This window comes from Aureimonas sp. AU20 (assembly GCF_001442755.1).
Taxonomy (GTDB): domain Bacteria; phylum Pseudomonadota; class Alphaproteobacteria; order Rhizobiales; family Rhizobiaceae; genus Aureimonas.
Window position 1 is genome coordinate 2977035 of sequence record NZ_CP006367.1, and the last position, 26885, is coordinate 3003919.

The 26885-nt window shown below is 66.8% G+C and carries 24 protein-coding genes, 1 tRNA gene and 1 pseudogene; 17 read left to right on the forward strand and 9 right to left on the reverse strand.

The genetic code is table 11. From position 1 onward, the window contains the following. Window positions 1-18 precede the first annotated feature (18 nt). Window positions 19-1617, forward strand: coding sequence for a TRAP transporter large permease subunit (locus M673_RS13425; RefSeq protein WP_061976514.1), 1599 nt, complete (start codon window positions 19-21; stop codon window positions 1615-1617). A 59-nt stretch (window positions 1618-1676) separates the two neighbouring features. Here M673_RS13425 and M673_RS13430 read toward each other — a convergent pair whose 3' ends face one another. Both M673_RS13430 and M673_RS13435 read right to left on the reverse strand, forming a co-directional pair. Further along, a complete protein-coding gene (locus M673_RS13430; protein WP_061977844.1) occupies window positions 1677-2747 on the reverse strand; it encodes a TRAP transporter substrate-binding protein in 1071 nt (356 codons plus the stop codon). 173 nt (window positions 2748-2920) lie between these two features. Then, complete coding sequence (locus tag M673_RS13435) at window positions 2921-4015, reverse strand: TRAP transporter substrate-binding protein (protein ID WP_061976515.1); 1095 nt, start codon at window positions 4013-4015, stop codon at window positions 2921-2923. 221 nt (window positions 4016-4236) lie between these two features. On the opposite strand from M673_RS13435, the gene M673_RS13440 reads away from it, so the two are divergent. After that, window positions 4237-4312: transfer RNA gene (locus M673_RS13440), tRNA-Thr, on the forward strand. A gap of 55 nt (window positions 4313-4367) precedes the next feature. On the opposite strand, the gene M673_RS13445 is transcribed toward M673_RS13440, so the two are convergent. Further along, on the reverse strand, window positions 4368-4718 hold the full coding sequence (locus tag M673_RS13445) for a hypothetical protein (RefSeq protein ID WP_061976516.1): 351 nt from the start codon (window positions 4716-4718) through the stop codon (window positions 4368-4370). Further along, window positions 4676-5404, reverse strand: a complete 729-nt coding sequence (locus tag M673_RS13450) for an acyltransferase family protein (RefSeq protein WP_061976517.1) — start codon at window positions 5402-5404, stop codon at window positions 4676-4678. Before M673_RS13450 ends, M673_RS13445 begins: the two co-directional genes overlap by 43 nt. 333 nt (window positions 5405-5737) lie before the next feature. Between M673_RS13450 and M673_RS13455 the strand changes: the two genes are divergently transcribed. From M673_RS13455 to modC, 4 genes are all read left to right on the forward strand, one after another. Beyond that, window positions 5738-6181 (forward strand): hypothetical protein, encoded by a 444-nt coding sequence (locus M673_RS13455; RefSeq protein WP_148640070.1) that lies wholly within the window; start codon window positions 5738-5740, stop codon window positions 6179-6181. A 153-nt stretch (window positions 6182-6334) separates the two neighbouring features. Further along, window positions 6335-6478, forward strand: a complete 144-nt coding sequence (locus M673_RS24640) for a hypothetical protein (RefSeq protein ID WP_156421133.1) — start codon at window positions 6335-6337, stop codon at window positions 6476-6478. Window positions 6479-6501: 23 nt separating this feature from the next. Then, window positions 6502-7206, forward strand: coding sequence for a molybdate ABC transporter permease subunit (gene modB / locus M673_RS13460; RefSeq protein WP_061976519.1), 705 nt, complete (start codon window positions 6502-6504; stop codon window positions 7204-7206). Further along, window positions 7203-8306, forward strand: a complete 1104-nt coding sequence (modC, locus tag M673_RS13465; RefSeq protein ID WP_061977845.1) for a molybdenum ABC transporter ATP-binding protein — start codon at window positions 7203-7205, stop codon at window positions 8304-8306. Before modB ends, modC begins: the two co-directional genes overlap by 4 nt. On the opposite strand, the gene M673_RS13470 is transcribed toward modC, so the two are convergent. Next, the gene (locus M673_RS13470; protein ID WP_061976520.1) at window positions 8303-8860 is read right to left on the reverse strand and encodes a hypothetical protein; all 558 of its coding nucleotides are present in this window, start codon (window positions 8858-8860) and stop codon (window positions 8303-8305) included. The genes modC and M673_RS13470 overlap by 4 nt on opposite strands. Then, the gene (locus M673_RS13475) at window positions 8860-11007 is read right to left on the reverse strand and encodes a glycoside hydrolase family 3 N-terminal domain-containing protein (RefSeq protein ID WP_061976521.1); all 2148 of its coding nucleotides are present in this window, start codon (window positions 11005-11007) and stop codon (window positions 8860-8862) included. The genes M673_RS13470 and M673_RS13475 overlap by 1 nt, the downstream gene beginning before the upstream one ends. A 189-nt stretch (window positions 11008-11196) precedes the next feature. On the opposite strand from M673_RS13475, the gene M673_RS13480 reads away from it, so the two are divergent. The 6 genes and pseudogenes from M673_RS13480 (at window position 11197) to M673_RS13505 (ending at window position 17116) form a co-directional block, all read left to right on the forward strand. After that, window positions 11197-12129 carry a transglutaminase family protein gene (locus tag M673_RS13480; protein ID WP_061976522.1) on the forward strand — a complete coding sequence of 311 codons (933 nt, stop codon included), beginning with the start codon at window positions 11197-11199 and terminating at the stop codon, window positions 12127-12129. A gap of 74 nt (window positions 12130-12203) precedes the next feature. Continuing rightward, window positions 12204-13019 carry a transglutaminase-like domain-containing protein gene (locus M673_RS13485; protein WP_061976523.1) on the forward strand — a complete coding sequence of 272 codons (816 nt, stop codon included), beginning with the start codon at window positions 12204-12206 and terminating at the stop codon, window positions 13017-13019. 120 nt (window positions 13020-13139) lie between these two features. Continuing rightward, window positions 13140-13361 (forward strand): annotated as a pseudogene (locus tag M673_RS13490) (DUF2171 domain-containing protein); the annotation flags it as partial. Window positions 13362-13444: 83 nt separating this feature from the next. Then, a complete protein-coding gene (locus M673_RS13495; protein WP_061976524.1) occupies window positions 13445-14602 on the forward strand; it encodes an SMP-30/gluconolactonase/LRE family protein in 1158 nt (385 codons plus the stop codon). 187 nt (window positions 14603-14789) lie between these two features. Beyond that, on the forward strand, window positions 14790-16412 hold the full coding sequence (locus M673_RS13500) for a peptide chain release factor 3 (protein ID WP_061977846.1): 1623 nt from the start codon (window positions 14790-14792) through the stop codon (window positions 16410-16412). A gap of 125 nt (window positions 16413-16537) precedes the next feature. Continuing rightward, window positions 16538-17116 (forward strand): NADPH-dependent FMN reductase, encoded by a 579-nt coding sequence (locus M673_RS13505; RefSeq protein WP_061976525.1) that lies wholly within the window; start codon window positions 16538-16540, stop codon window positions 17114-17116. Window positions 17117-17137: 21 nt separating this feature from the next. Here M673_RS13505 and pncA read toward each other — a convergent pair whose 3' ends face one another. Next, a complete protein-coding gene (gene pncA, locus M673_RS13510; RefSeq protein ID WP_061976526.1) occupies window positions 17138-17767 on the reverse strand; it encodes a bifunctional nicotinamidase/pyrazinamidase in 630 nt (209 codons plus the stop codon). Window positions 17768-17902: 135 nt separating this feature from the next. On the opposite strand from pncA, the gene M673_RS13515 reads away from it, so the two are divergent. Then, window positions 17903-18331 (forward strand): DUF4174 domain-containing protein, encoded by a 429-nt coding sequence (locus M673_RS13515; RefSeq protein ID WP_061976527.1) that lies wholly within the window; start codon window positions 17903-17905, stop codon window positions 18329-18331. Between the two features lie 3 nt (window positions 18332-18334). Here the strand turns inward: M673_RS13515 and M673_RS13520 are convergent, their stop codons facing one another. Beyond that, window positions 18335-19165 carry a polyphosphate kinase 2 family protein gene (locus M673_RS13520; protein WP_061976528.1) on the reverse strand — a complete coding sequence of 277 codons (831 nt, stop codon included), beginning with the start codon at window positions 19163-19165 and terminating at the stop codon, window positions 18335-18337. Between the two features lie 162 nt (window positions 19166-19327). On the opposite strand from M673_RS13520, the gene M673_RS13525 reads away from it, so the two are divergent. The 4 genes from M673_RS13525 to M673_RS13540 all read left to right on the forward strand — a co-directional run bounded on the left by M673_RS13525 (window position 19328) and on the right by M673_RS13540 (window position 26244). Then, entirely contained in the window at window positions 19328-22639 is a 3312-nt protein-coding gene (locus tag M673_RS13525; RefSeq protein ID WP_061976529.1) for a helicase-related protein, read from the forward strand. Further along, window positions 22636-23523, forward strand: a complete 888-nt coding sequence (locus tag M673_RS13530) for a metallophosphoesterase (RefSeq protein ID WP_062215205.1) — start codon at window positions 22636-22638, stop codon at window positions 23521-23523. The genes M673_RS13525 and M673_RS13530 overlap by 4 nt, the downstream gene beginning before the upstream one ends. A 299-nt stretch (window positions 23524-23822) precedes the next feature. Continuing rightward, entirely contained in the window at window positions 23823-24863 is a 1041-nt protein-coding gene (locus M673_RS13535; RefSeq protein ID WP_244493232.1) for an SOUL family heme-binding protein, read from the forward strand. A gap of 103 nt (window positions 24864-24966) precedes the next feature. Further along, the gene (locus tag M673_RS13540; protein WP_082639450.1) at window positions 24967-26244 is read left to right on the forward strand and encodes a cytochrome P450; all 1278 of its coding nucleotides are present in this window, start codon (window positions 24967-24969) and stop codon (window positions 26242-26244) included. Here the strand turns inward: M673_RS13540 and M673_RS13545 are convergent. Further along, on the reverse strand, window positions 26231-26572 hold the full coding sequence (locus M673_RS13545; protein ID WP_061976531.1) for a cupin domain-containing protein: 342 nt from the start codon (window positions 26570-26572) through the stop codon (window positions 26231-26233). The genes M673_RS13540 and M673_RS13545 overlap by 14 nt on opposite strands. Window positions 26573-26885 lie beyond the last annotated feature (313 nt).

Sequence of the window (26885 nt, forward strand, 5' to 3'; positions counted from 1 at the left end):
GTCCGGGGGGACTTCTTCATGTTCGAATACGGTCCGATGCCGCCGATGATGTTCGGCGCGATGATCGTCTTTCTGCTGCTGGGCTTTCCGGTGGCTTTCACGCTCGCCGCCGTCGGAATGCTGTTCGGCGTTCTCGGCATCGTGTTCGAGCATTTCAACCCGTCTCTGCTGAACGCCCTGCCGCTGCGCTTCTACGGCGTGATCTCGAACGACCTCCTGCTCGCCATCCCTTTCTTCACCTTCATGGGCGCGATTCTGGAGCGCTGCGGCCTGGCGGAAGATCTATTGGAGGGGTCCGGCCAGCTCTTCGGGCCGATCCCTGGTGGCCTCGCCTATGCCGTGGTAATCGTCGGCGCGGTGCTCGGCGCCATCACCGGCACGGTCGCCGCCTCGGTCATCGCGATGGGCGTCGTCTCGCTGCCCGTCATGATGCGCTACGGCTACGACATGCGGATCGCGACCGGCGTCATCGCCGCCTCGGGCACGATCACGCAGGTCATCCCGCCATCTCTCGTGCTCATCATCCTGGCAGACCAGCTCGGCCGCTCGGTGGGCGACATGTATGCCGGCGCGATCGGCCCTTCGCTCCTGCAGATCGCGCTGTTCCTCGCCTTCATCTTCGTGGTCTCGAAGCTGCAGCCGCACCGCATGCCGCCGCTGCCGCCCGAGGCGCGCACCAAGAGCGGGCGCGAGCTTCTCTGGCAGGTCGCCAAGGGCATGGTGCCTTCGCTGGCGCTGATCTTCCTTGTGCTCGGCACCATGTTCATGGGCCTCGCGACGCCGACGGAAGCGGGCGCCATGGGCTCGGTCGGCGCCATCGTTCTGGCCGCCCTGCACCGCCGCCTGTCCTGGTCGCTGACCCGGCAGGCCATGGCCATGACCATGCGTCTCACCGCCATGGTGGTGTTCATCCTTATCGGCTCCACCGTCTTCAGCCTCGTGTTCCAAGGCATGGATGGCGGTCACTGGATCGAATATCTTCTGTCCCACATTCCCGGCGGGGTCGTGGGCTTCCTGATCTTCGTCAACATCTTCATCTTCTTCGTGGCGTTCTTCCTCGACTTCTTCGAGATCGCCTTCATCATCGTGCCGTTGCTGGCCCCCGTGGCGAACTCGCTGGGCATCGACCTCGTCTGGTTCGGCGTCCTTCTCTGCGTGAACATGCAGACGGCCTTCATGCACCCGCCCTTCGGCTTCGCGCTGTTCTACCTGCGCGGTATCGCGCCGCCCAACGTGAAGACCTCCGACATCTATCTCGGCGCCATTCCCTGGCTCGGCCTCCAGCTCATCCTGGTTCTGGTGCTGATCCTCTGGCCGCAGTCGGTGACCTACTTCATCAAGAAGGAAGCGGTGGTGGATCCCAGCACGATCCAGCTCAACATCCCGATGCCGGGCATGCAGAGCGCGCCGGGCGGCGCGCCCTCAGTCGGAGCTGCGCCGAGCTTCGGCCAGCCCGCCGCCCCCTCCTTCGGGCAGCCGGCGGCTCCAAGCTTCGGCGCGCCCGCTGCGCCCAGCTTCGGCCAACCGTCGGCCCCGGCAGCGCCGTCCTTCGGCCAGCCGCCATCGCCCGCCCCCACACCGGTGGCGCCCAGCTTCGGCGCCCCGACCCAGCCCTGAACGCAGAAAGCCGGCGGTCTCCCGCCGGCTTTCCAATTCGCGAAGAGGGCGCGAGCCGTCTACTTGCCCGCCGCCTGCTGCGAATAGCCGTAGGTGTCGTAGGAATATTCGGCGACGCGGAACCACTCGTAGACCTGGGACCGGAAGGTCTTCCAGGGATCGTAGATCGCCTTCCACTTCGGACTGCTCTCCGACAGCGAAGCGTAAAGCTTCATCGCCGAATCATAGGACGCATCGAGAATGTCGCGCGGCAGCGGCCGCAGCTGCACGCCCTTGCCGACGAGCGAGCGGATCGCCTGCAGGTTCTTCACGTCGTAGAGCGCCAGCATGTTGATGTTGACGGCCTTGGCGGCCGTGTCGAGCGCGGCCTTGTAGCCGGCCGGCAGAGCCTCGTAGCGCTCCTTGTTGAAGAGGAAATGCACGGTCAGCCCGCCCTCCCAGAAGGCGGGGTAATAGTAGAAGGGCGCGACCTGATAGAAGCCGAGCTTCTCGTCGTCATAGGGGCCGATCCATTCCGTCGCGTCGATCGTGCCGCGCTCCAGGGCGGGATAGATGTCGCCGCCGGCCAGCTGCTGCGGCACGACGCCGAGCGGTTCCAGCACCCGGCCGGCGAGGCCCGCGATGCGCATTTTCAGGCCCTTGAGATCAGCCACCGAATTGATTTCCTTGCGGAACCAACCGCCCATCTGAACGCCGGTGTTGCCTCCCGGCAGCGCCTTCACGCCGTAGTCGGCGAGGAACGCGTCGAACAGTTCGTTGCCGCCGCCGTGGTAGAGCCAGGCGTTCTGCTGGCGGGCGTTGAGGCCGAAGGGGATGGTCGCGCCGATGGCGAAGGTCGGGTCCTTGCCGACATAGTAATAGCAGGCGGTGTGCGCGGCCTCGACCGTGCCGCCCTGCACGGCGTCGAGCGCCTGCAACCCGGGCACCAGCTCACCGGCCGGAAACACGTCGATCTTGAACTTACCGTCCGTGATGTCGGACACGGCCTTGGCCAGAACCTCGGCGCCGCCGAAGATCGTGTCGAGCGTGTTGGGAAAGCTGGAGGTCAGGCGCCAGCGAACCTCCGGCGCGCTCTGCGCCAAGGCCGGCGCCGCCAGACCCGACCCGGCCGCGGCGGCACCTCCCGCCATGCCCGCTTGAAGAATGAATTTGCGACGATCCACGTCACGTCCTCCCTAGCTGCCCCCTCCTCGGGGTGCGGCATTCTGAGAGGACACAAGCGACGCGCGCAAGACGCGCGGCGCCTATCACGAAAGCGTGTGGAGGGGCGATCCGTCGAGCCGACCCTGCCAGGGCTCAGGCCTTACTTGCCGGCCGCCTGCTGCGAGTAGACATAGGTGTCGTTGGTGTATTCCGCGACGCGGAACCACTCGTAGACCTGCGTGCGGAACTGGCTCCAGGGATCGTACATCGCCTTCCACTTCGGGTTCGAGGCGTCGAGCTGGGAGTACAGTGTCTTCGCCGAATCATAGGCGGCGTCCAGCACGTCGCGCGGCAGCGGGCGAAGCTGAACGCCCTTGCCGACCAGCGAACGGATGGCGCGCATGTTCTTCACATCATAGTCGGCGAGCATCCGCGTGTTGCAGACGGTCGAGGCCGTCTCCAGCGCGGCGCGGTAGGTCGCGGGCAGTTCCTCCATCTTCACCTTGTTGAAGATGTAGTGGACCGTCGGGCCGGCCTCCCAGAAGGCGGGGTAATAGTAGAAGGGCGCGACCTGATAGAAGCCGAGCTTCTCGTCGTCATAGGGGCCGACGAACTCGGTGGCGTCCAGCGTGCCGCGCTCCAGCGCGGGATAGACGTCGCCGCCAGCCAGCTGCTGCGCCACGACGCCGAGCGGCGCCAGGACCTGGCCGGCGATGCCGGCAATGCGCATCTTCAGGCCCTTGAGATCGGCCAGCGAATTGATTTCCTTGCGGAACCAGCCGCCCATCTGCGTGCCCGTGTTGCCGCCGGGATGGGCGACCACGCCATAGTCGGCGAGGAAGGCGTTCACCGCCTCGTTGCCGCCGCCATTGTAGAGCCAGGCGTTCTGCTGTCGGGCGTTGAGGCCGAAGGGAATGGCCGAGCCGATGGCGAAGGTCGGGTCCTTGCCGACATAGTAATAGAGAACGGAATGGGCCGCCTCGACCGTGCCACCCTGCACGGCGTCGAGCGCCTGCAATCCGGGCACCAGCTCGCCGGCCGGAAACACGTCGATCTTGAACTTGCCGCCGGTGAGGTCCGACACGGTCTTGGCGAAGAGCTGCGAAGACCCGAACAGCGTGTCGAGCGTGTTCGGGAAGCTCGACGTCATGCGCCAGCGCAGGTTGGGCGTGCTTTGCGCGAGCGCGGGCGCCGCGAGCGTCAGGCTGGCGCCGGCCGACAAGCCGGCCGTTTGAATGAAACGACGACGATCCATGAATTCCCCCCAGGAGGCCCGCCTTCTCGCTCGAAGGCTCTGGCCGAATGCGATGCTGCTTAAGGCGTGAATGATGCGAAGGCTCGGCCGTGGACGCAAGGCACGAGACCGTCTCGGCCTCCCCCCGCCCCCGCGTTTCGAGACTTCCCTACACGAACTTACCCGAAACGAAAATTTAAAGGTGCAGCGCTCGCTGCAGCGTGATATCAACCGCCCCGGTCGCCGGCTTAGCTCAGCTGGTAGAGCACCTGATTTGTAATCAGGGGGTCGCGGGTTCGAGCCCTGCAGCCGGCACCATTCCTCCTTCCGATCCTCGATTTATGCGCTCATTGATAGCGCGCTCCGTCTCGTCTCAGGCGAGTTGCGGGCGCCGCGATGGCGCGAGAACGCGCTGTGCGGGAACCTCGACAAGCGCGCGGACGGCGAAAGCCAGGAGACCGACGACGAGCAGGGCCGTAAGAATGGAGAGCGAAGCAGAGACGCCCGCCTGTTGAAGCTGTCGGATCACGAAGAAGCCGATCGTCTCGTGGACGAGATAAAGGGCGTAGGACAGAGCGCCTAGACCGAGGCAGACGCGATTGTTCAGCGGACGAAGCCAGCCTTTGGCGCAGGCGAAGACGAGAGCGGCATAAAGCAGCGTCTTCGCCGGAGCCGTAAGGTCTAGCCGTTGCAGGACCGGCCATTCAGAAACGGCCGACGCCACGAAGGCAAGGCCGATGCCGAGGATGACCAGCGATGTCCCCTGCCTGCGATAAAGCCGGCAGGCGAAGAGGCCAAGCGCGAAGAGATAGGAAACTGAACGTTCAGGACGATCGAGAGGACGTCGATCGGCGTCTGCGGCGCATAGAAATTGCGCCCGGCGAAACTGAGATTCGCCGCGACGGAGAAGAGCAGCCAAGCCACCACGAAGCGATCGAAATGCCGCGCCCCGAGCCCGAAGAAGGCGCAGCCCGCCAAGGCGTAGAAGCCAATCTCGCGCGTCAAAGTCCAATAGGCGGCCTCGACATGGCCGAAGCCGATCAAGGTCGGCGCCATGGTCAGGCTGGCCAGCGCGTCCTCACCGCTGACGGACCGTGGGTTGAAGCCCGTCGCGGCGATGAGGCCGAATGTGAGAAAGAGGCAGGCGGCATAGGCGGGATAAAGGCGGGCGAAGCGAGCGCGCATGAAGGCGCCGAGACCGGCCGAGCGCTCCAGCGTCATGAGAATCACGAAGCCGCTGATGACGAAGAAGACGCGCACCGCGAAACCGCCCCAGGGCACGCTCAGCGCCGGTGGCGCGCCCAGCCAGTCGAAGCGCAGGGGATAACCGGCCGTGAAGTGGTAGAGCACCACGCTCGCCGCTGCGAGACCGCGCAAGGCATCGAGCTGCTGCAACCGAACCACCGCCATGGACCGAACGCTCCCTGCCGGCAGCCCGCATCGACGCGCCAACAGCCGGAAGCCGCGACAATGCCGCGCGGCACCGCTCCTGTCGATGACGGGCAGGCGAGAACCTCAGGTGATTCTTCTCAGGGTTGCGCCGCTTGCAGAGGATTCAATTCGAGATAAATCGCGCGCCCTGTGGTTCCGAGGCTTTCACCATGCGGCGATGCAACCCGGCCTCGGCAGGCCCGGACATGCCGTATGGCTGCGGATGGCTCGCAGTTTAACGAGTTTCTCCATTCGTCCTGCACGCGCCCCGCCCATCCTCGCCCCATGTTCGAACCGCGAATGGAGCAGACGGTGGCGAAGAAGATAAAAGCGGCGACGGCGCAAACCGCAGAGGGCGGCAAGCCTGCCAAGCGTGGCCTGTCGCGCAAGGTCAAGATCATGGCGGGCGGTGCCCTCGCCTTCGCCCTCGTGTCGGCCGCCGGCGGCACCTATCTCCTGACGCAGGCCTCCAGCCACGCGCCAGGCCGAACCGCCGAAGCCGAATCCCCCGCGAACGAGGGCATCCCCGTTCCCATGCCCGTGGTCAGCGTCGCGTCGGCGGCACAGGCCAAGCCCAGCGACTACCAGATCGTCCAGATCTTCAAGGGCGAGGCTCTCCTGGCGACGCGCGACAATCTCGTTCGCGTCAAGGTCGGCTCCTCCGCGCCCGGCATCGGGACGGTGACCGACATCCAGACCGGAACCAACGGCGGCGGCGCGGTGATCGGAACCGACGCGACGCTTCGCAGCCTCTGACGAAACCGAACCCGCAACGTTCGGACAGGCCGGCCCTCGTGCCGGCCTTTTCTATTTGCGGGTGCGGGATTTGTCCCCGCCCGGCCGGACCCGTCTTTCCCGCCGAAAATTCCCGCTATATCCAGATCGATATATCGGGACGGGGAATCACGCATGTCGATTCGGGAATGGCTGGCGAAGGGTTTCGCCGCTTGTGGTCTTGAGGACGCGCGCGCCTGTCTGGCCTTCCTGAAGAGCGAGAAGCCGAAGGCCCTGTTCCGCCAGCAGGGCTTCAGCATCCTGCCGACGAACTGCTAGCGCACGCAGCGGCAGACGCGCTCATGGAACCCTGGTGGGCCTTCAGCCCGGAAGAATGGACGGCCGTGCGGCTGAGCCTTCTGGTGGCCAGCGTCGCGACGCTGGCCAGCTTGCCCTTCGGCTTGCTGGTCGCCTGGCTTCTGGCGCGGGTGCGCTTCCCCGGCAAGACGGTGCTCAACGGGATCGTCCATCTGCCGCTGGTTCTGCCGCCGGTGGTCACCGGCTATCTGCTGCTGATTCTCTTCGGTCGGCGCGGCCCGCTCGGCGCCTTCTTCGAATCCTGGTTCGGCCTCGTCTTCTCGTTTCGGTGGACCGGGGCGGCGCTGGCCTCGGCTATCATGGGCTTCCCGCTCATGGTGCGCGCCATGCGCCTGTCGCTGGAGGCGGTGGACCGCAAGCTGGAGGACGCGGGCGCAACGCTCGGCGCGAGCCCCGCTTTTGTGTTCCTCACCGTCACCCTGCCGCTGGTCGCGCCGGGAATCCTCGCGGGCATGATCCTCGCCTTCGCCAAGGCGATGGGCGAATTCGGCGCGACAATCACCTTCGTCTCCAACATTCCCGGCCAGACGCAGACCCTGCCCGCCGCAATCTACACGCTGACCCAGGTTCCCGGCGGCGACGGCGCCGCGCTGCGCCTGACGGCGCTGTCGGTGGCCCTGTCCATGGGCGCGCTCATCGCGTCGGAATGGCTGGCGGCGCGGCTCGGCCGCCGGGTCTCCGCCGCATGAGCCTCGACATCGACGTTCAGCAGCGGCTCGGCGCCTTCGATCTCGACATCCGCTTTCGCGCCGAGGGGCGGCTGACCGTCCTGTTCGGGCAATCGGGCTCGGGCAAGACGTCGCTGGTCAATCTCGTCGCCGGTCTCGCCAAGCCTGACGCGGGGCGGATCGCGATCGACGATCGCGTTCTCTGCGACACGGCGCGCGGGCTTTTCTTGCCCGCCCATCGCCGCCGCATCGGCTACGTGTTTCAGGACGCCCGGCTTTTTCCGCATCTCAGCGTGCGCCAAAATCTCCTGTTCGGCCGCTGGTTCGCGCCGAGCGCCGAGCGCCGGACGGAGCTCGAGGCGGTGGTCGATCTCCTCGGCCTGTCGGCCCTGCTCGGGCGGCGGCCCGCCGGGCTTTCGGGCGGGGAAAAGCAGCGGGTGGCGATCGGCCGGGCGCTCCTCGCCAGCCCTCGGCTTCTCCTGATGGACGAGCCGCTGGCCGCGCTGGATGAAGCGCGCAAGGCCGAGATCATCCCCTATATCGAGCGACTGCGGGACGAGGCCGGCGTGCCGATTCTCTATGTCAGCCATTCCGTGACCGAAGTGCGCCGGCTCGCCTCGCATCTCGTCATGCTGGCGAATGGCCGGGTCGTGACCGAAGGGCCTGCGCGTAGCGTCATGGACCGGCTCGATCTCTTCCCTTTGGCAGCGGATCAGGAGCCCGGCAGCGAACTCGCCGGAAGGGTCCTGTCGCACGACCGCCCCTATGGGCTGACGGCCGTCGCGCTCGCGGGAGCGGTGTTCCAGCTTCCGAGCCTCGATGCCCCGATCGGTGCGTCGCTCCGCCTTCGCATTCGGGCGCGGGACGTGATGATCGCGACACGGCCGCCAGCGGGCCTGAGCGCGCTCAACATCGCGCCGGGCCGCATCCTTTCCATCGACTCGGCGGACCCGACGAGCGCGGATCTCCGGTTGGACTGCTCGGGCGACATCGTCCTCGCCCGCATCACCCGTCGCTCGGTGGAAGAGCTGGACCTCGCCGTTGGGCGCACCGTCTTCGCCATCGTCAAGGCGGTGTCGTTTCGCCGTCTCCCCCCGAACAAACCGGCGAGTCCGCATTAGCCGCGAAGCGTCCGCGCGAACGGTGCCAGCGAGGCTTCGAACCGGATTTGGCCATCGGCGTGCAGACGCTTCATGCCGCTAAGCGCGACGACGCAGCAGGCAAGTTCCGGCACCAAGCCGAGAAGCGTTGCGAGGCGATCCAGCGCCAAACCCGTCGGCGGGGGCGCGATGGACCAGGGCGCGGTGATCTGAGCCGGCCCCGGCTCGGCAAGCAGGCGGGCCAGCCTTTCCGGCGGCAGCGCGGTCAAGGCGGCGGGCGTGAGAAGCCGCCCCGCAAAGCCAGCCGGGCGCGTGCCGTCCGCCACGAGGAGATCCACGGCGTCGATCGCGAATCCTTCACGGACCAGCAAGGGGGCGGCCTGCGCCAGCGCCGCCTCCGCCGAAACAGGACCCGCCGTCTCCAGGGTGAGAATCAGCCGACCTCTCGCGCCCTCCGGCGCGGTCGCTCCCGCGCCCGTCGCGCCGACAAGGCCCGCCCCCGCTAGGGCAAGGCCGCCGGCAAGAACGTCGCGCCGGGTCGGCTGAAACCGGCGATCCCGCTTCGTCTCCCGCATCACGCCCCCCCTTCCTCGACATGGACGACCTGCCGCAGGAGCTGCGCCCGGTCCGCCGAAGGCCCGACGAGAATTTCATAGTCTCCGGGCTCGACAGCGGGCCGGAGGTCCGGGCCGGGAAAGGCCAGCGCCGAAACGGGCAGCGCCATCACGGTGCGCGCCCGCTCGCCGGGAGCAAGGCTGAGCCGGCTGAAGCCTTTCAGTTCGAGCAGCGGCCGGGCGACGCGCGCCACGGGCTTGCGAATGAAGAGAAAGACCGTTTCCTCGGCCGGGTGCTCGCCGTCGTTGAAGAGGTCCACCGCCACCGTGATCGTGTCCCCTCGCCTCGGTCTCGGCGGCTCGACGCCGAGCGCGGAATAGGAGACGCGGCCATAGGTCAGGCCGTAGCCGAAGGCGAAGAGCGGCGTCGTCGGCAGGTCGATATATTTGCTGGTGTAGTGCCCGTCCGAGGCCGGGCGCCCGGAGGGACGCTCGCCGAAGAAGATCGGCACCTGACCGACCGAGCGCGGCCAGGTGATCGGCAGTCGGCCGGAGGGCGAGGCGCGACCGGTCAGGAGGTCGGCGACGGCATGGCCGGCCTCGCTGCCGAGAAACCAGGTGGCGAGCACCGCGCCCGCCCGCTCGAACAGCCAGGGCACCGCGAGCGGCCGGCCGGAGGACAGGAGGACAACGGTCGGCCGGCCGAGGTCCAGCACCGCGCGGGCGAAATTGGCCTGGTCCCCCGGCAGGTCGAGCCCCGTCCGGCTTGCCGCCTCGCCGCTCATGTCGCGCGCTTCGCCAATGGCGAGGATCACCAGATCGGCCTCGCGCGCCAGGGCCAGAGCGGCGTCGGGGCCCGATTCGTCGGCTTCGTCCACGCCGACGCCGCGCGCATGGCCGATATCGCAATCGGGCCGCGCGGCGCGCAGGCCATCGAGAACGGTGACGCTGTCGCGCGCCTCGCCCGCGCCCGACCAGCTGCCCATCATGTCGGTCGGCGCATCGGCCAGCGGGCCGATCAGGGCGATGCGCTGGGGCCGCTCCGATAGGGGAAGAATGTCGCCGCGATTGCGCAGGAGAACGGCGGAGCGCCGCGCGGCCTCCCGCGCCAGCTCGCGATGCGCCGCCATCAAGGGCGCCGCCCCGTCCGCGCCCAACCCGCGCATGGGATCGTCGAACAGGCCGAGCCGCTCCTTGAGCTCCAGCACGCGCCGCACGCTCGCCTCGATCTCACCGAGCGTCACCAGCCCGCGCTGCAGCGCCAGCGGCAGGCCCTGCTCGTAGGCGCCGCTCATCATGTCGATGTCGACGCCCGCCCGCAGCGCCAACGCGGCCGCTTCCGCCAGATCGGTGGCGACGCCATGCGCCACAAGCTCGGCCACGGCGTTGTAGTCGCTGATCACGACGCCCCGGAAGCCCGCTTCGCCCCGCAGCCAGCCGTCGAGAAGCGGCCCGTTGGCGGTCATCGGCACGCCGGACAGATCGGAAAAGGCGGGCATGACGGCGGCGCAGCCGGCCGCGATCGCGGCCTGGAAGGGCGGCAGGTAGGTTTCCCGCAGCGTGCGCTCGGACATGTCGGTGGAGGCATAGTCGCGGCCCGCCGACGCCGCGCCATAGGCGACGAAATGCTTGACCGTCGCGGCCACAGTGCCGCTTTCGCCAAGGCTCTCACCCTCGAAGCCGCGCACCTTGGCCGCGCCGAACAGGGACTGGACGAACGCGTCCTCGCCCGCCCCTTCCACGACCCGGCCCCAGCGCGGGTCGCGCGACACGTCGAGCATGGGCGCGAAGGTCAGGGCGACGCCGTCCGCCGCCGCCTCCCGCGCGCTGGCCCGCGCCGTCTGTTCCCAGAGCGTGGGGTCGAAGGCCGCCGCCTCGCCAAGCGGCACGGGAAACACCGTGCGATGCCCATGCACAACGTCGAAGCCGAGGATCAGCGGGATCTTGAGGCGCGACTGCTCGATCGCGACGCGCTGAATGTCGCGCACCGCGCCGGGGCCGAAGACGTTGAGGAGGCTTCCCGCCCGCCCCTCGCGCACCGCGCCGGACGCGTCGCCGCCGATGATCGGGCCGGTCACGGAAAAGCCGGCGGCCAGCATGACGAGCTGGCCGATCTTCTCGCTCAGCGTCATCTGCGACAAGAGCGCTTCGATGCGCGGTCCCGACATGGCGACGTCTCCGACAGGGGCATGGGGCCTGCTGCGATTGTGCAATCGCGAAGGCGATGGTGGCAACGCCTATCGGCCGAGGCTGCGACGAGAATGAGGCTGGCGCGCCCCGCTCGCGGGCCGGCCGGCTTGCCGGGCCGGCCTCGCAACCGCTAAGCAAGGTCTTTAGACTTCATGGAAGGTGCTGGAATGACCGTCTTCTCGGTTCGCCACAAGACGGTGTTCTATTATGCCCGCCCGGTGTCCTTCGGCGAGCATCGGCTTCTGTTTCGCCCGCGCGACAGCTACGATCAGCGCCTGATCTCGTCCACGCTGGAAATCGAGCCCAAGCCGAGCGACACGAGGTGGATTCACGACGCCTTCGGCAATTGCGTCGCGCTCTACAGCTTCGAGGGTACGGCCAAGCGCCTGTCTTTCGACGCCCGGCTGACGGTGGACCATTCCCCGCAGGCCGCGCCGGACTTCCGCATCGACCCCGAGGTGCTGACCTATCCGTTCGAATACGGCGCGGACGACCGGATCGATCTCGGCCGCACGATCGAGCGCCATTATCCCGATCCCGGCGACGAGATCGGCAAATGGGCGCGCCGCTTCCTCGCCCCGGGCGAGCGGCACACCGACACGGGCAAGCTTCTGATGACGCTGTGCTACGCGATCCGCGAAAGCTTTTCCTACGCGCGGCGGCACGAGAAGGGCACGCAGACCCCGCTCGAGACACTGATGACGCGCAAGGGGACCTGCCGGGACTTCGCGCTCTTCATGATGGAGGCGGTGCGGTCGCTCGGCTTCGCCGCGCGTTTCGTCACCGGCTATATCTACGTTCCCGACCGCGACGGTTCGGACACGCTGGGTGGCGGCGCCACCCATGCCTGGGCGCAGGTCTTCCTGCCGGGCGCCGGCTGGATCGAGTTCGACCCCACCAATGGCATCGTCGGCAACAGGGATTTGATCCGCGTCGCCGTGGTGCGGGATCCCTCGCAGGCGACGCCCCTGTCGGGCACATTCTCGGGCGCCTCCACCGACAGTCTCGGCATGAAGGTGCAAGTGAACGTCACGACGGAAGACGAAACACCTCCCTCCTTGTCCCCGGCTCATCTGCTCAACAAGGATGCAAATTTCTAAAAGACTGGAACCTGTGCAGTTTTGATGGCTTCATAGCGAAGCGGCGATCCTCGCCGTGGAACCAGGAGTATCGAATGCGGATCAGGGCCGGCTTCACGCTTGGGTATGAGTGTGCTCAGTCCACGCCCATGCTGCTCATGTTGGACATCCACCCCTCGCGGCGGCACGATCTCTTGACCGAGCAGGTCCTGCAGTTCGACCAATATGTCCAGCCGCGCAAATACACCGATGGGTTCGGCAACAGCTGCACGCGTATCGTCGCGCCGCCGGGCCTCACGCATATCACCACCAGTTTCGACATTCAGGACACGGGCGAGCCGGACGAGGTCAACTGGGGCGCGATCCAGCACGAGGTGCAGGACCTGCCGGACGAGGTGCTGGTCTACCTCCTGGGCAGCCGGTACTGCGACACGGACAAGCTCGCCAGCTTCGCCTGGAGCCAGTTCGGCTACACCGCACCGGGTTGGGGCCGGGTGCAGGCGATCTGCGACTACGTGCACAACCACATCACGTTCAACTACCAGAACGCCGATTCCACTCGCTCGGCCTATGGCGGCTGGATCGACCGGACGGGCGTGTGCCGCGACTTCGCGCATCTGGCGGTGACGCTCTGCCGCTGCATGAACGTGCCGGCGCGCTACTGCACGGGCTATCTCGGCGATATCGGCGTGAGCTTCGTTCCCTCGCCCATGGATTTCAGCGCCTGGTTCCAGGTCTATCTCGGTGGCCGCTGGTACACGTTCGACGCGCGGCACAATTTCCCGCGCATCGGCCGCATCCTCATGGCCACGGGCCGGGACGCGACGGACGTCGCCCTCTCCACCAATTTCGGCTCGGCCATCCTGTCGCGTTTCGAAGTGGTGACGGACGAGCTGGTCGGCGTTTCCTGAGCCGCCCATCGAAAGTCGTCAGCCGCCTCACGAGGCGGGAACGGCCTCATCCGCTTCGGATTGCTGCTGGGACGGCGCCCGCTCGGGCGCCCCGAAGCCTCAAAGCGAGACGGTTGGACCATGGCGGACAGCACGCACATCCAAGAGCATATGGAGATCCTGGGCTCCGACGGCGATCATGTCGGGACGGTGGACCGCGTCGAGGGCGCGCGCATCAAGCTGACGCGCACCGACCCGGCGGCCGGCGGCGAGCATCACTTCATCCATGTGGATAGCGTGGACGCGGTCGAGGACGGGAAGGTCCGGCTCAACCGGACGGGCGCCGAGGCGCGGGACGAATGGGGCGTCGAAAGCGTCGGCGGGCCGGCCAGCACCACCTTGAAGGACGAACATCGCGCGGAAGCGGGCTCGGCGAGGGTCGGCCCATGAGACAGGCTTTCCACGCTCGCCGAGTGAACCTCGCCTCCACCCTGTTGGCCGCGACGCTCCTCTCCGCCGCCCCCGCGGCCCTGGCGCAGACAGCGGCGCCAGCCGCCGCGCCCAAGCTGGAAAAGCTCGCCGACTTTCCGCATCAGGTGACCGGCGTGACGGTGGCCGAGGACGGCCGCGTCTTCGTCAACTTCCCGCGCTGGACGGAGGATTCGCCGGTTTCCGTTGCCGAACTGACCAAAGCCGGCACACTGAAACCCTATCCCAGCGACGATTGGAACGCTTGGCGCAACGCCAAGAAGGACGAGATGGACCCGGCCAACCATTGGGTCTGCGTCCAAAGCGTCGTGGCGGACGGGCGCGGCCATGTCTGGGTGTTGGACGCCGCCGCGCCCGCGCAGGCGCTGCTCGTGCCGGGCGGGCCGAAGCTGGTGCGGGTCGATCTCGCCACCAACAAGGTCGGCCAGACCATCGCATTCGACGAGACGGCGGCGCCCCAAGGCTCCTATCTCAACGACGTTCGTTTCTCGCCGGACGGACGCCACGCCTTCATCACCGATTCGGGCGCCAAGGGTGCGCTTCTCGTGGTCGACCTCGAAAGCGGCAAGACAAAGCGCGTGCTCGACGGACACCCTTCGACGCAGGTCGAGAAAGGCCTCACCGTGAAAGCCGACGGCAAGCCGCTGCGCCGGCCGGACGGGCGCGGCGTCGAGTTCTCGGCGGACGGCATCGCCCTTTCGAAGGACGGGAAGCATCTCTACTGGCAGGCGATCAAGGGCAAGACGCTCTATCGCATCCCGACCGAAACGCTGGTCGGAGCAGGTCTCAAGGGCGAGGACGTGTCCAGCGCGGTGGAGCCCTTCGGCGAGAACGGCGTCGCCGACGGCCTTCTGATCGGGCGCGAAAGCGGCGCGATGTATGTTACCGCGCCGGAAGAGGACGCGGTGAAGCGGCGCGACCTCGCCGCCGGCCCGGCGGCCAAGCCGGAAATCCTGGTGAAGGACGACCGTCTGCGCTGGCCGGACACGTTCAGCGAAGCAACGGACGGTTCGATCTACGTCACGACCTCGCACATTCAGGACTCCGCCTTCTTCAAGCCGGACGCGCCCGCCAGCCTGCCGACACAGCTCTGGCGCATCAGCTTCGGCAAGTAGACATGATATGCGAGGGGCCGGTCAAACGCCGGCCTCTCGCCCTCCAAGCCTCTTCTCACGCCCTTGTAGGCGCAATAGAAAAGCGGCGCCGCGCTTGCAGCTAGGGCGCGCAAGCGGCATGGAGACGGCACGAGTGATTTTCGGCCGCGCTGTGATCGCGGCCCTTGAGACCACAGAGGCTGAATTCATGAGCGCCGCAACGGACCTGACGCAGGCTGCGTCCGCCGTGCCGACCGGCTATGCCGCCCGTCGCACCTTCGCCATCATCTCCCACCCCGACGCCGGCAAGACAACGCTGACCGAGAAGCTGCTCCTGGCCGGCGGCGCCATCAACATGGCGGGCGCCGTGAAGGCGCGCGGCGAGAACCGGCGTGCCCGGTCCGACTGGATGGAAATCGAGCAGTCGCGCGGCATCTCCGTCACCTCCTCGGTGATGACGTTCGAGCGCGAGGGCATCACCTTCAACCTGCTCGACACGCCGGGCCACAGCGACTTCTCGGAAGACACCTATCGCACGCTCACCGCCGTCGACAGCGCCATCATGGTGGTGGACGCGGCCAAGGGCATCGAGTCGCAGACGCGCAAGCTCTTCGAGATCTGCCGCCTGCGCGACATTCCCATCATCACCTTCGTCAACAAGGTGGACCGCGAAGGCCGCAGCCCGTTCGAAGTCCTGGACGAGATCGAGGAAGCGCTGGCGCTCACCGTCTCGCCGCAGGTCTGGCCGGTCGGCATGGGGACGGACTTCCAGGGTTGCTACGACTTCGCCCATGACGAGTTCATCTACTCCAAGACACGCGCCAACGGCCCTTGTGACAGCTTGAAGAAGGTCGATGGGCTCACCGACCCGGCCTTTACCTCGATGATCGCGCCCCACGTGCTGGAGCGCTTCGCGGAAGAAGCGGAGCTGGCGCGCGAGGGTTACGCCAGCTTCGACGTCGAGGCCTATCGGCAGGGTCACCTGACGCCTGTCGTGTTCGGCAGCGCGCTGCGCGACTTCTCTGTGGACCAGCTCCTGCGCATCGTGGCGCGCTTCGCCCCGCCGCCGCGCCCGCAGCCCTCCGACAAGGGGCCGGTGGCGCCGACCACCGACGAGGTCTCGGCCTTCGTGTTCAAGGTCCAGGCTAATATGGACCCGAACCACCGGGACCGCGTCGCGTTCGTTCGCTTCTGCTCCGGCCATTTCAAACGCGGCATGAAGCTGAACCATGTTCGCTCGGGCAAGCCGCTGGCGGTCAACAATCCCATCTACTTCTTCGCGCAGGAGCGCGCGCTGACGGAGGAAGCCTTTGCCGGCGACGTGATCGGCATTCCCAACCACGGCACGCTGCGCGTCGGCGACACGCTGACCGAGGGCGCGGCTTTCCGCTTCACCGGCCTGCCCTCCTTCGCGCCCGAGGTCATGCGCCGTGTGCGGCTGGAAGACACGATGCGCATGAAGCAGCTGCGCCGCGCGCTGGAGGATCTGGCGGAAGAGGGTCTGGTGCAGGTCTTCAAGCCGATGTTCGGCTCGAACTGGATCGTAGGAGTCGTCGGCCCGCTGCAGCTCGACGTTCTCGCCTCGCGCATCCGGGGCGAATACAAGACCGACATCGGCTTCGAGACCGTACCGTACGCCACGGCGCGCTGGATCTCCTCGCCCGACGAGCGCAAGCTCAAGGACTTCATGAAAGACAACACGATGAGCATCGCGCTCGACCGCGACGAGCGGCCCGTGTTTCTGCCCAAAAGCGACTGGGAGCTCCGCTACGCCCGAGAGCGCAACCCCGACATCTCGTTCGACGAAACGCGCGAGCTGGTCTCCGTCTGAATGGGCCGAGCGGTACCGTCGGGGGTGACGGATTGTTTCCTCCCGGCGGCGTTGACCGATCGCTGCTGCGTCGCGACATTCCGCGCAGCAAAAACCCGCTCCCGGGTAGATCCAAGAGGTTCGAGATGAAACAGGTCGCCGTTCTCGTCGGCTCGCTCCGCAAGGACTCCATCAACCGCAAGTTCGCCGAAGCGCTGGGCAAGCTGGCCGCCGGGCGTCTGGAATTCCGCTTCGTCGAACTCGGCGACGTGCCGATGTACAATGACGACCTGTTCGAGAACCTGCCGGCCTCCATCACGCGGCTGAAGAACGACATCGCCTCGGCCGACGCCGTGCTCTTCGTTTCGCCGGAATACAACCGCTCCTTCCCGGCCGTGCTCAAGAACGCCATCGACTGGGGCACCCGCCCTTATGGGCAGAATTCGTTCGCGGCCAAGCCCGGCGGTCTCGTCGGCACCTCACCCGGCGCGGCCGGCGGGGCGGCGGGCCAGAACCATCTGAAAAGCGTCCTCAACGTTGTGGACGTGGTGCTGATGGGCCAGCCCGAGGTCTATTTCCAGTACAAGCCCGAACTCTTCGCGGAAGACGGCTCGGTCAAGGACGAGGCCACCAAGGCGTTCCTGGAAGCCTACATCTCCCGCTTCGTGCAGTGGATCGAGCGCACGTCCGAGCCCAAGACCTCGGCCCAGGCCGACGCGGCCTGAGCTTGGTTCTCGGCCGGTCTCCTAGCCGAGATCGGCCGATGTGATTCGCATGATGCCGCGTGCGTCCATCTCGGCATGGGCGCGCGCCAGCGATCCACCCAGATCGATGCCGCGGCAGGCATCCTCGACCAGAACCACGTCCAGCCCCGCCTCGCGCGCGTCGTAACCCGTCCAGGCGACGCAGAAATCCGTGGCGAGGCCGCAAAGAAAGACGCGGCCGACGCCGAGATCCCGGAGATAGCCGGCAAGGCCGGTCGGCGTCGTGCGATCCGCTTCGCGGAAGCCGGAATAGCTGTCCACCGCAGGGTTCAGGCCCTTGCGGATGACCGCGCGCGCGTGGGGAATGTCGAGGCCGGGATGGAAGGCCGCGCCATCCGTGCCCTGGACGCAATGGTCGGGCCAGAGAACCTGCGTGCCGTAGCTCAGCTCCACCGTCTCGAATGGCGCCTCGCCATGCGTCGAGGCGAAGGAGGCGTGGCCGGCGGGGTGCCAGTCCTGCGTCAGCACCACATTCCGGAAGCGCCGCGCCAGCGTATTGGCAAGCGGCACCACCGCATCGCCCTCCACGACAGCCAGCGCGCCGCCGGGGCAGAAGTCGTTCTGCACATCCACCACCACCAGCGCGTTCTGGTCGCTTACCGTCAGGCCCATGGAATCGTCCCCTTGATCGTTGTGCCGAGCTAATCGCCTCGCCCCTCGCCTGCCAAGGGACTTGTCGGCGGGGTTCAGGAACGATCTCTCGCCTTCGTCGGTTCGAATCCGACACGCGCTGGAAAGGTAGCCCCGATGAAATGGACCCTTCTCATGGCGTCATTGATCTTGATGGCGGGTCTTTCCACGGCCTCCGCCCAAAGCGATCTCGACGCGCTTCGATGGAAGAATCGCATCCTGGTTCTCTTCGCGCCCTCGGCCGACGATCCCGCCTTCGTTCGCCAGAGCCGCACGCTCCTGGCCGACCGCGAGGCGCTAGCCGAGCGCGAGCTCGTGGTTCTCGGTGTTGCGGGCGACCGGGTGGAGACCCTGTACGGCGACCCGAAGGCTCGGCACGAAGCCGCCGCACTGCGCCGCCATTTCGGCCAGGCCGCCGCGTCGCCTTTCGAGGCGATCCTGATCGGCAAGGACGGCGGCGTGAAATGGCGGCGGGACGCGCCCTTCGACATCGGCGGTCTCAATGCGGTGATCGACGCGATGCCGATGCGGCGCGCCCTGCGCTGAGGTTCATCCCTTCCGCTTCTTCTTCTCCCGCTCCACCATGCGCTCGTACTGCTCGACCAGCTTCGGGTCGGCGGGCTTGGGCGAGAGATCGACGCCCTCCGACAAGCGGTCGGCGATCGTGCCGAGCGCCTCGATCCGGGCGAAGCGCTTGTCGTTGGCCGGCACCACCAGCCAGGGCGCGGAGCGGCTGGAGGTGCGCTCCAGCATCTCGTTGGCGGCGTCTTCGTACTCGCCCCATTTGTCGCGGTTGCGGAAATCCTCGTAGGAGAGCTTCCAACGCTTCAGCGGGTCCTCCATCCGATCCTCGAAGCGCTTCATCTGCTCGTCCTCGGTGATGAACAGAAAGAGCTTCAACACCCGCGTTCCCGCGTCCGTCAGCAGCCGCTCGAACTCGTTGATCTCGTCATAGGCCCGGCCCCATTCGGCGGGCTTGGCAAAGCCCTCCACGCGCTCCACCAGGACGCGCCCATACCACGAGCGGTCGAAGACGCAGATCTCGCCCTTGGCCGGCAGCCGCGCCCAGAAGCGCGAGAGATAGTGGTGCTGCAAATCCTGCGGCGTCGGCGCGGCGATCGGCCAGACCTTGAAGCCGCGCGGGTCCATCACGGCCGACATGCGGCGGATCGTTCCACCCTTGCCACCCGCGTCCCAGCCTTCGAACACGACCACGGCGCTGTCACCGGTGTGGAGATAGGCCTGCTGGATCTCGCGGAACTTCAGCTGGATGGCTTCCAGGCGGCTCTCGTAAACGTCCTTTTCGAGGCTCGAATCCATGTCGAGCCGGTTCAGCGGCCGGTTTGCCGACACCTCGGCGGTGTTCTCGTCCTTCGCCATCGCAGCCTTTTTCCCCTTGCTTTTGCCCGTCACTACCTAGCGCCGGCCGCCCCGCGTCCAGGGGCCTGAATCGAACCAGTCGGCAAACGAAGAGGGATCGTTGCGCACCAACATACGTTGGTAGGAAAGGCCGCGTGAGGCGGCTAGGAATTCAGGGAAACCATGCTGCAATCCGTGACGGTCGAAACGCAGGCCTCGAATGTCGATGCCCTGACGCCCCTCCATCCGCTCGGCGCGACGGCCGCCCTGATCCGCGACCGGGCGGCCGAGATCAAGACCCGCCCCCTCGTCTATGTCGCGCAGACCGTGCGCCGGGCGAAGGAGCTGATGGCGATCATCGAGGCCTTCGATCCCGGCCGACCCATGGCCTTCTTCCCGCCCTGGGACTGCCTGCCCTATGACGGAAGCTCGCCGTCGCGCTCGGTCATGGGGCAGCGCATGGGCGTTCTGCGCTGGCTGACCAACCGCGACAACAAGCCGGACATCGTTCTGACAACCGGCGAGGCGCTGCTTCACCGCGTGCCCCCTGCCCGCATCTGGTCCGGGCTGCACCGCGAGTTCCGGGTGGGCGATCCCATCGACATCGGCGAGGTCGAAGCCTTTTTGCGCGGTGTCGGCTATGTCTTCGACGACCGGGTGGACGAGCCGGGCGAGGCCGCGATCCGGGGCCGAGTGATCGACTTCTTTCCCGCCGCCTCGCCGCTGCCCTGCCGGATCGAGCACGAAGAGGGCCGCGTCACGGCCATCCGCTCCTACGACCCGGTGACCCAGCGCACGCTGGCCAGCAGCGACATGCTGATCGTCGATCCCGCGAGCGAGGTGCCCGGTGCCGCCCCACCGCCGGGCGGCGAGGCGGTGGGCCGTGAGCACTGGCTCTGCCAGCATTACGAGGGCGGGCTGGAAACGGTGTTCGACTATGTCGGAGACGCCGCGATCCTTCTGGAAGACGGCGTCGATCTGCGTGTCTCGTCCTTTCTGGAGACCGTCGCCACCGGCTTCGAGGAAGCCAGCCAGAGCAAGAACCGCCACCGGCCGCCCAAGCCCGAGCGCATGTATCTCGGTGCCGACGAATGGCAGGCAATGGTGGGCGGGCGGCTGGACGCCACCATCAACGAAGACGCGGGCGACGACGATTTCGAGCTTCCTCGCTTCGTGGCCGAAGACGCACCCTGGCGCGCGCTGGACGGTCTCCTGTCCGAGGAAGCTGCGGGTTCGACGGTCATTCTTGCGGCTCCGAACGCCGCCCTCCTGGCCGAATGGTCGCGCCGCTTCCGGCGCAATCTCGGCCGGCCCGTAAAGCTCGGCGCGACCTGGGACGGCGCGATGAAGGCCAAATCGGGCGCGACGCTCGGCCTCGTCCTGCCCGTCTCGCAAGGTTTCCGCGTGCCCGGCCACAAAGCCCTGGTCGTGACCGTTCAGGACATCGGCGGGTTGGCGGCCGTCGCCAGTCGAGCCGACCGCGCCTCGCCGCTCGTCCCGGCGGACGCGATGTTCTCGATCGGCGATGCGCTGGTGCATCTCGACCACGGGATCGGCCTGTTGGAGGGCCTGTCGGAGGTCGAGCAGGACGGCACCAAGCGCGACACGATCCGCCTTCGCTATGCCGACGACGCCACGCTTCTGGTTCCCGTGCGCGAAGTCGGCGCGCTCTGGCGCTATGGCGGCGCGGGAACGGGCGTCACGCTCGACAAGCTGAAGGGCGGCAACTGGATCGAGCGGCGCAACAAGCTGCTGCAGGCCGTTCATGCCACGGCTGAAGGGCTGGTCGCGATGGCGCGCGAAAAGGCCGAGCGCCGCTGCGCGCCCTCCAAGCCCGATCGGCGGGACTTCGAGCGCTTCTGTGGTCGTTTCCCGCACGAGCTTTCCGACGACCAAGCCTTGGCGGTCGATACCGTTCTGTCCGATCTCGCCAGCGGCAAGCCGATGGACCGGCTGGTCTGCGGCGATGTCGGCTTCGGCAAGACCGAGGTGGCGCTGCGGGCCGCCGCCGCCGTCGCGTTCGGCGGACGTCAGGTGGCGATCATCGCGCCGACCACGGTTCTGGCGCAGCAGCACGCCCGCACCGTCGCCCGTCGCTTCGCCAATTTCGGCATCGAGGTCGCGCAACTCTCCCGCCTTTCGACGCCGACCGAGGCCAAGCGCGTCAAGGCCGGGTTGGCGGACGGCTCGATCCGCGTGGTCGTCGGCACCCATGCCGTGGGCGGCAAGGGCGTCTGTTTCGCCGATCTCGGACTGATGGTGATCGATGAGGAGCAGCGCTTCGGCGCCAAGCAGAAGGCGACCCTACGCGCGCTCGGTGAGGACGCCCATCTCCTGACGCTGACGGCGACGCCTATCCCGCGCACGCTCCAGGCGAGCTTCGTCGGGCTCAACGATCTCAGCATCGTCGCGACCCCGCCGGTTTTGCGCCAGCCGATCCAGACCGTGGTGGCGCCCTTCGAGGACGACCGGGTGCGCGATGCCCTCTATCGCGAGAAGCGGCGCGGCGGCCAGAGCTTCGTCGTCTGCCCGCGCGTCGAGGACATCGAGCCCATGCGCGCCCGTCTCCAGCGCATCGCGCCGGACCTGCAGCTCGCCGTGGTCCACGGCCAGTTGCCGGCCGACGAAGTGGACGAGACCATGCTGGGCTTCACGGAAGGACAAGGCGACGTTCTTCTTGCGACCAACATCATCGAGAGCGGGCTGGACGTGCCGGCCGCCAACACGATGATCGTCTGGCATCCCGACCGGTTCGGCCTCGCCCAGCTTCACCAGCTGCGCGGACGCGTCGGCCGGGGGAGCCGGCGGGGCGTCGCCTATCTCCTGACCGAGCCGGGCCGGCCGCTGCCGCCCGAGACCGACCGCCGCCTGCGCACCCTGGAGGCGCTGAACCGCCTCGGGGCCGGCTTCGAGATCTCGGCGCGCGACATGGACCTTCGCGGCGCCGGCGAGTTGCTGGGCGAGGAGCAGGCGGGCCACCTCCAGTTCGTCGGCCTCGCGCTTTATCGCCATGTGTTGCAGCGCGCGCTGGCCGTGGCGAAGGGCGCTTCGGTGATTGACGAGTGGATGCCGGAGGTGGCGCTGGGCGTCGCCGGTCGCATCCCGGACGACTACGTGCCGGACGAGGAAACCCGGATCAATCTCTATGCCGAGATCGACCGGGCGCGCGATCGCGCCAGCCTCGAGGCGCTGGCCAGCGACATCGAGGACCGGTTCGGTAAGCCGCCCACTGCTACCCGCACGCTTCTCATGCTGGCGGAAGCGCGGGTGCGCTGCGCGGAACTCGGCATCGCCAAGCTCGCGGCCGGGCCGAAGGGCGTCGCCGCGACCTTCCGCACCAAGCCTGATGCCGAGGGCGCCCGAACCCGAAAGCTGCTGGCCGATTGGAAATGGACCGACATGAAGCTGGTCTACCCCGTCGCGACGGCCAGCGTGGCGGAGCGCTTCGAGGCGGCGACCGCGCTGTTCGACAGGGTGGACCCCGCGGAAGAATGAACCCAGCGCCCTGCCCGCCCGTGACCCGCCACCACGCGATCCCCGACGCAATCGAACGGATCGTCGCGATCGGTGACGTGCATGGACGGGCAGATTGTCTCTCGGCGCTTCTGCGGCACATGGAGGCGACCGATCGGGAAAGGGAAAAGACCGCGATCGTCCTTCTCGGCGATCTCGTGGACCGGGGCCCCGCGAGCCGGGAGGTTCTGGCGCTTGCGGCCGGCGCGCTCGGGCGCTGGCCGGACAGCGTCCTGTGCCTTGGCAATCACGACGACTGGTTTCGTCGCTTCCTGCTCGGCGATCCAGAGTTAGCGGACGGCATCGATCTCTGGCTGATGCAGGGCGGCGAGGAAACGCTTCTTTCCCTCGACGTCAATCCCGAGGCTCTCGGCCGGGCGCGCGACACGATCCGGCGGGACCATCCTGAAATTCTCGACCTGCTGGCCGCCAGCGCCATGCTCGGGACCTTTGGCGCCCTCGTCTTCGTTCATGCCGGGATCGATCCCAAACGCTCGATCGAAGCGCAGCGAAACCGCGACTGCCTGTGGATTCGCTCGCCCTTCCTCGACCATCGCGGCCCCCTGCCCGGCCTTGTCCTACACGGCCACACGCCGCAGACGCCACCGCTCGCGCATGTCACGGAAAACCGCATCTCTCTCGACACCGGTGCTTTCGCGACCGGCATCCTGACCGCCATAGATATCGACACGCGCCAAAGCGAGGCGCGGTTCTGGGCGACGCAACCGGGAAGTCTGGAGATTACGAGCGTCGAGCCACGTCTTCTGGAGCGCGGCTTCGGAACGGCGGTGGTGGCGAAGCCGGGTTCGCCCGGCGTCTATGCCCTCAGCTCCGCTCCGGCACGCCAACGATCGTCCGACGCCTGAAGCGCGAGACGCCGTTCCGCGCCAAAATCTGAGCAAAAAAAGGGGCGGCCGGAGCCGCCCAGTTTTGGCTGGAGTATCAGGCCATGAAAGAAACCTGATGCCTGTAAAGTGGTTGACCGCCGCGAAGGTTGCCAGAATCGTTACGAATCTTTCACGATCTCCCTTCGGCATTTTCCCACCGCGCCGCAACCAAGCGGGAAGCGCGACGTTATTGCACCGCTGGCAGGCTCGGCTTGCTAGGCGTGTTTCTGTCTGGCGATCGCACAGCGATACGCTCCAGCGAAGTTGAGGAGAACGACATGTTCCGCGACAAGCCTTCGACCTACGAGCGCGTGACGGACGCCTTGAGCGATATCGGCGAGCGTATCGGAGAACTCGAATCCCAGGTTGCGGACCGTCTCCACCTCCGTCCCTCCCGCACCGAGCGCGTCCGCCGCGCGGTGGAGCATGAGATCGACCGTCTCTACGGCAACACCGGCTATTCCCGCTATATTCCCGCATTCCTGAGTGGCTGGTCCCTGCCGTCGGCGAGCGAAGCCAAGTCGCAGCTCTACAAGGCACGCCGCTCGGTTGCCGACAGCGCCTCCGACGCGGGCCGCAGCTTGGCGGACGGCGCGTCCGACGCGCGCGATCGCCTTTCTTCCTACTCGCTGCCCTCGTTCTTCAGCGAGCGCGCCAGCCTCAAGGGCGGGCGTGGCTATCAGCGCGGCGTCGATTTCTTCCGCGAGCGTCCCAACACCTCGGCCGTCTTGATCGCCGGCGGCGCGATCGTTGCACTCGGCGCAGCATTCTATGTGTCGAAGAAGATCGCCGACCATGCCGAGGAGCCGGACTACGAGGTCGTGCGCCGCGACGGCGATTTGGAAGTTCGCGACTATGACGCGATGATCGTGGCCGAGACCGTGAAGACCGGCTACCACGAGAAGGCACGCCGTCGCGGGTTTGAAACGCTCTATGACTTCATCTCGTCCAACAACCGCTCGGGCAAAAAGATCGCCATGACGGTTCCGGTGCTGCAGCAGCTTTCCGAAAGCGAAGGCCGCACCAAGGGTTGGGCCGTACGCTTCATCATGCCGAAGAAGTACACCAAGGCCAGCCTGCCGACCCCGAACTCGCACGACGTGGCGATCAAGGAAGTCGACGCCAAGCGTCTGGTTTCCATCCGCTTCAGTGGCAACTTCACGGCCTCGACCGCATCGAAGAAGCTCATGACGCTCTATAACTACCTCGCGGACGAGAACCTGAAGCAGAAGGGCGACCCGATCTACGCGTTCTACAACGCGCCCTGGACGCCGGGCTTCATGCGCCGCAACGAGATCCTGATCGAAGTCGAGCGCTGAGCGCTCATCTCCTCTCATGAGAAAACGCCCGCCTTTCCCGGCGGGCGTTTTTCGTTCAGGCTACCCCTGCCGCCCTGATCCGTTCCATGCCGCCGAAGTCGTGATGCTCGATTCCCCCGCCGCCTCCACTCTGCCCCCGTCGTTTCACATAGAGGAAGATGGGCGCGCCTTTCGGCTGGATCCGCGCGATCCCCATTTCTTCGCGAACCCCTATCCGACCTATGTCGCGCTCCATCGGACCGCGCCGCTGGCCTTCTGGCACGAGGCGGGATGTCTTGCGGTCGTGTCGCATCCGCTCGTGGAGCGGGTTCTAAAGTCGCGCGATTTCGGCCGCGTCCTGTCGGAGGACGGCAGCGGCCGCGCCCCAGCGAGGGAGATCGCCGACCATCTCCGGCATTTCCAAGAGGTGGAAGCGCATTCGCTGCTCGATCTCGAAGCCCCCGCTCACACCCGTCTGCGCACGCTACTGACCCGCGCCTTCGTGTCTCGCCGGGTCGAGGCGCTGGCTCCTACGATTACGACCATTGCCCATGAGTTGATCGACCGTTTCGACCCGTCCGGCCCCGTGGAACTCGTCTCCGCCTTCGCCGAGCCGCTGCCCGTCGCCGTCATCGCCGGGTTGATCGGCGTTCCCCGCGAGGATGCCGGCCATCTCCTGCGCTGGTCGCACGCCATGGTCGCCATGTATCAGATGGGCCGCACGCCCGAAGTCGAACTGGCAGCGGATGCGGCGGCGCGCGAGTTCCGCGACTATCTCGTGGCGCTAATCGCCGAGAAGCGCCGTAAGACGGGCGACGATCTCGTCTCGGCCCTAGCGGAAGCCGAGACCGACAAGGGAAAGCTGAGCGATGCCGAACTCGTCTCGCTCGTGGTGCTGCTCCTCAACGCCGGTCATGAGGCCACGGTCCACCAGATCGGCAATGCCCTGGCCGCCTTCGCCCGGTCCGGCGTGCCGCTGGCGCCGCTGGCCGAGAACGAGCCGCTGCTGGAGCGCACGGTGGAAGAGGCTCTGCGCTTCGACACGCCGCTCCATCTCTTCCGCCGCTTCGCCCTTCGCGACGTTGAGCTTGGCAAAACGACGCTCAAGCGCGGCGAGGAGGTCGCCCTGCTCCTGGCTGCCGCCAATCACGATCCGACGGTGTTTCCAGAGCCCGACCGGTTCGATCCGTCGCGCCCGCGCATCCCGCATGTCTCCTTTGGCGCAGGCGTGCATTTCTGCATCGGCGCGCCGCTGGCCCGGTTGGAACTGAAGCTCGCTTTTCGCTCGCTCGCGGAGCGTTATCCCGATCTCCAGCCGATCGCGCCGCCGCGCTTTCGCGACAGCTACCATTTTCGCGGTGTCGAGCGGTTGGACGTCACCCTTCAGCCTAAAGGCGAATGACGTAACGCTTGCGCGTGGTCTCCTCCACGCGCCAACGCCCCTTGAAACCGGGGCGGATGACGAAGGCGTCGCCGGGCCGCACCCGGCGCTCCGCGCCGCCCTCTTCGATCAGCACCGAGACGCCGGCGACGATCTCGCAATATTCCCATTCCGTATAGTCGATCCGCCACTCGCCCGGCGTCGATTCCCAGACCCCGGCATAGAGCCCGTTGGCCTCCTCGATGTTCCAGGTCCGATGCACGGGATTGCCCGCAACAAGCTTTTCCGGCGTGGGGCGGCTTTCCTCCGGCTCGATCCCGTCGATGTCGACAGCGAGAAAATGGGACATTGGCGAAACTCCGAAGCGCGTTGGACGAAGCGCAATCTATCAGTTCGATCCAGCGTCGGCAGAATGGAACGCGGATAGCAGGTCGGCTAAGCCGGCGGAAAACGGGACATCCAAAACAATCTAGCTTGCGGTTCCTGGATACCAAATTTACGGTATCATGAAACCTCATACCTAAACTATTGTTTTAAATATTCTTTCCGACAGAAATGCAAGTTGCCTCGCATCACCCCGCCCTTGATCTTTCCATCCGACACCGTTATGGAACCGTCATCAAGAGCGGCGCGAGCCGCCTTTTTCGTATGGCCGGGGTCAA

Coding starts and splice junctions, on each gene's coding strand:
- M673_RS13540 (WP_082639450.1), top strand. CDS start 24,967: ATGCTCGATTCCCCCGCCGCCTCCACTCTGCCCCCGTCGTTTCACATA.
- M673_RS13495 (WP_061976524.1), top strand. CDS start 13,445: ATGAGACAGGCTTTCCACGCTCGCCGAGTGAACCTCGCCTCCACCCTG.
- M673_RS13435 (WP_061976515.1), bottom strand. CDS start 4,015: ATGGATCGTCGTCGTTTCATTCAAACGGCCGGCTTGTCGGCCGGCGCC.
- pncA (WP_061976526.1), bottom strand. CDS start 17,767: ATGGGCCTGACGGTAAGCGACCAGAACGCGCTGGTGGTGGTGGATGTG.
- M673_RS13425 (WP_061976514.1), top strand. CDS start 19: ATGTTCGAATACGGTCCGATGCCGCCGATGATGTTCGGCGCGATGATC.
- M673_RS24640 (WP_156421133.1), top strand. CDS start 6,335: ATGTCGATTCGGGAATGGCTGGCGAAGGGTTTCGCCGCTTGTGGTCTT.
- M673_RS13480 (WP_061976522.1), top strand. CDS start 11,197: ATGACCGTCTTCTCGGTTCGCCACAAGACGGTGTTCTATTATGCCCGC.
- M673_RS13520 (WP_061976528.1), bottom strand. CDS start 19,165: ATGGCGAAGGACGAGAACACCGCCGAGGTGTCGGCAAACCGGCCGCTG.
- M673_RS13470 (WP_061976520.1), bottom strand. CDS start 8,860: ATGCGGGAGACGAAGCGGGATCGCCGGTTTCAGCCGACCCGGCGCGAC.
- modB (WP_061976519.1), top strand. CDS start 6,502: ATGGAACCCTGGTGGGCCTTCAGCCCGGAAGAATGGACGGCCGTGCGG.
- M673_RS13505 (WP_061976525.1), top strand. CDS start 16,538: ATGAAACAGGTCGCCGTTCTCGTCGGCTCGCTCCGCAAGGACTCCATC.
- M673_RS13530 (WP_062215205.1), top strand. CDS start 22,636: ATGAACCCAGCGCCCTGCCCGCCCGTGACCCGCCACCACGCGATCCCC.
- M673_RS13525 (WP_061976529.1), top strand. CDS start 19,328: ATGCTGCAATCCGTGACGGTCGAAACGCAGGCCTCGAATGTCGATGCC.
- M673_RS13450 (WP_061976517.1), bottom strand. CDS start 5,404: ATGGCGGTGGTTCGGTTGCAGCAGCTCGATGCCTTGCGCGGTCTCGCA.
- M673_RS13535 (WP_244493232.1), top strand. CDS start 23,823: ATGTTCCGCGACAAGCCTTCGACCTACGAGCGCGTGACGGACGCCTTG.
- modC (WP_061977845.1), top strand. CDS start 7,203: ATGAGCCTCGACATCGACGTTCAGCAGCGGCTCGGCGCCTTCGATCTC.
- M673_RS13475 (WP_061976521.1), bottom strand. CDS start 11,007: ATGTCGGGACCGCGCATCGAAGCGCTCTTGTCGCAGATGACGCTGAGC.
- M673_RS13515 (WP_061976527.1), top strand. CDS start 17,903: ATGAAATGGACCCTTCTCATGGCGTCATTGATCTTGATGGCGGGTCTT.
- M673_RS13500 (WP_061977846.1), top strand. CDS start 14,790: ATGAGCGCCGCAACGGACCTGACGCAGGCTGCGTCCGCCGTGCCGACC.
- M673_RS13430 (WP_061977844.1), bottom strand. CDS start 2,747: ATGGCGGGAGGTGCCGCCGCGGCCGGGTCGGGTCTGGCGGCGCCGGCC.
- M673_RS13545 (WP_061976531.1), bottom strand. CDS start 26,572: ATGTCCCATTTTCTCGCTGTCGACATCGACGGGATCGAGCCGGAGGAA.
- M673_RS13485 (WP_061976523.1), top strand. CDS start 12,204: ATGCGGATCAGGGCCGGCTTCACGCTTGGGTATGAGTGTGCTCAGTCC.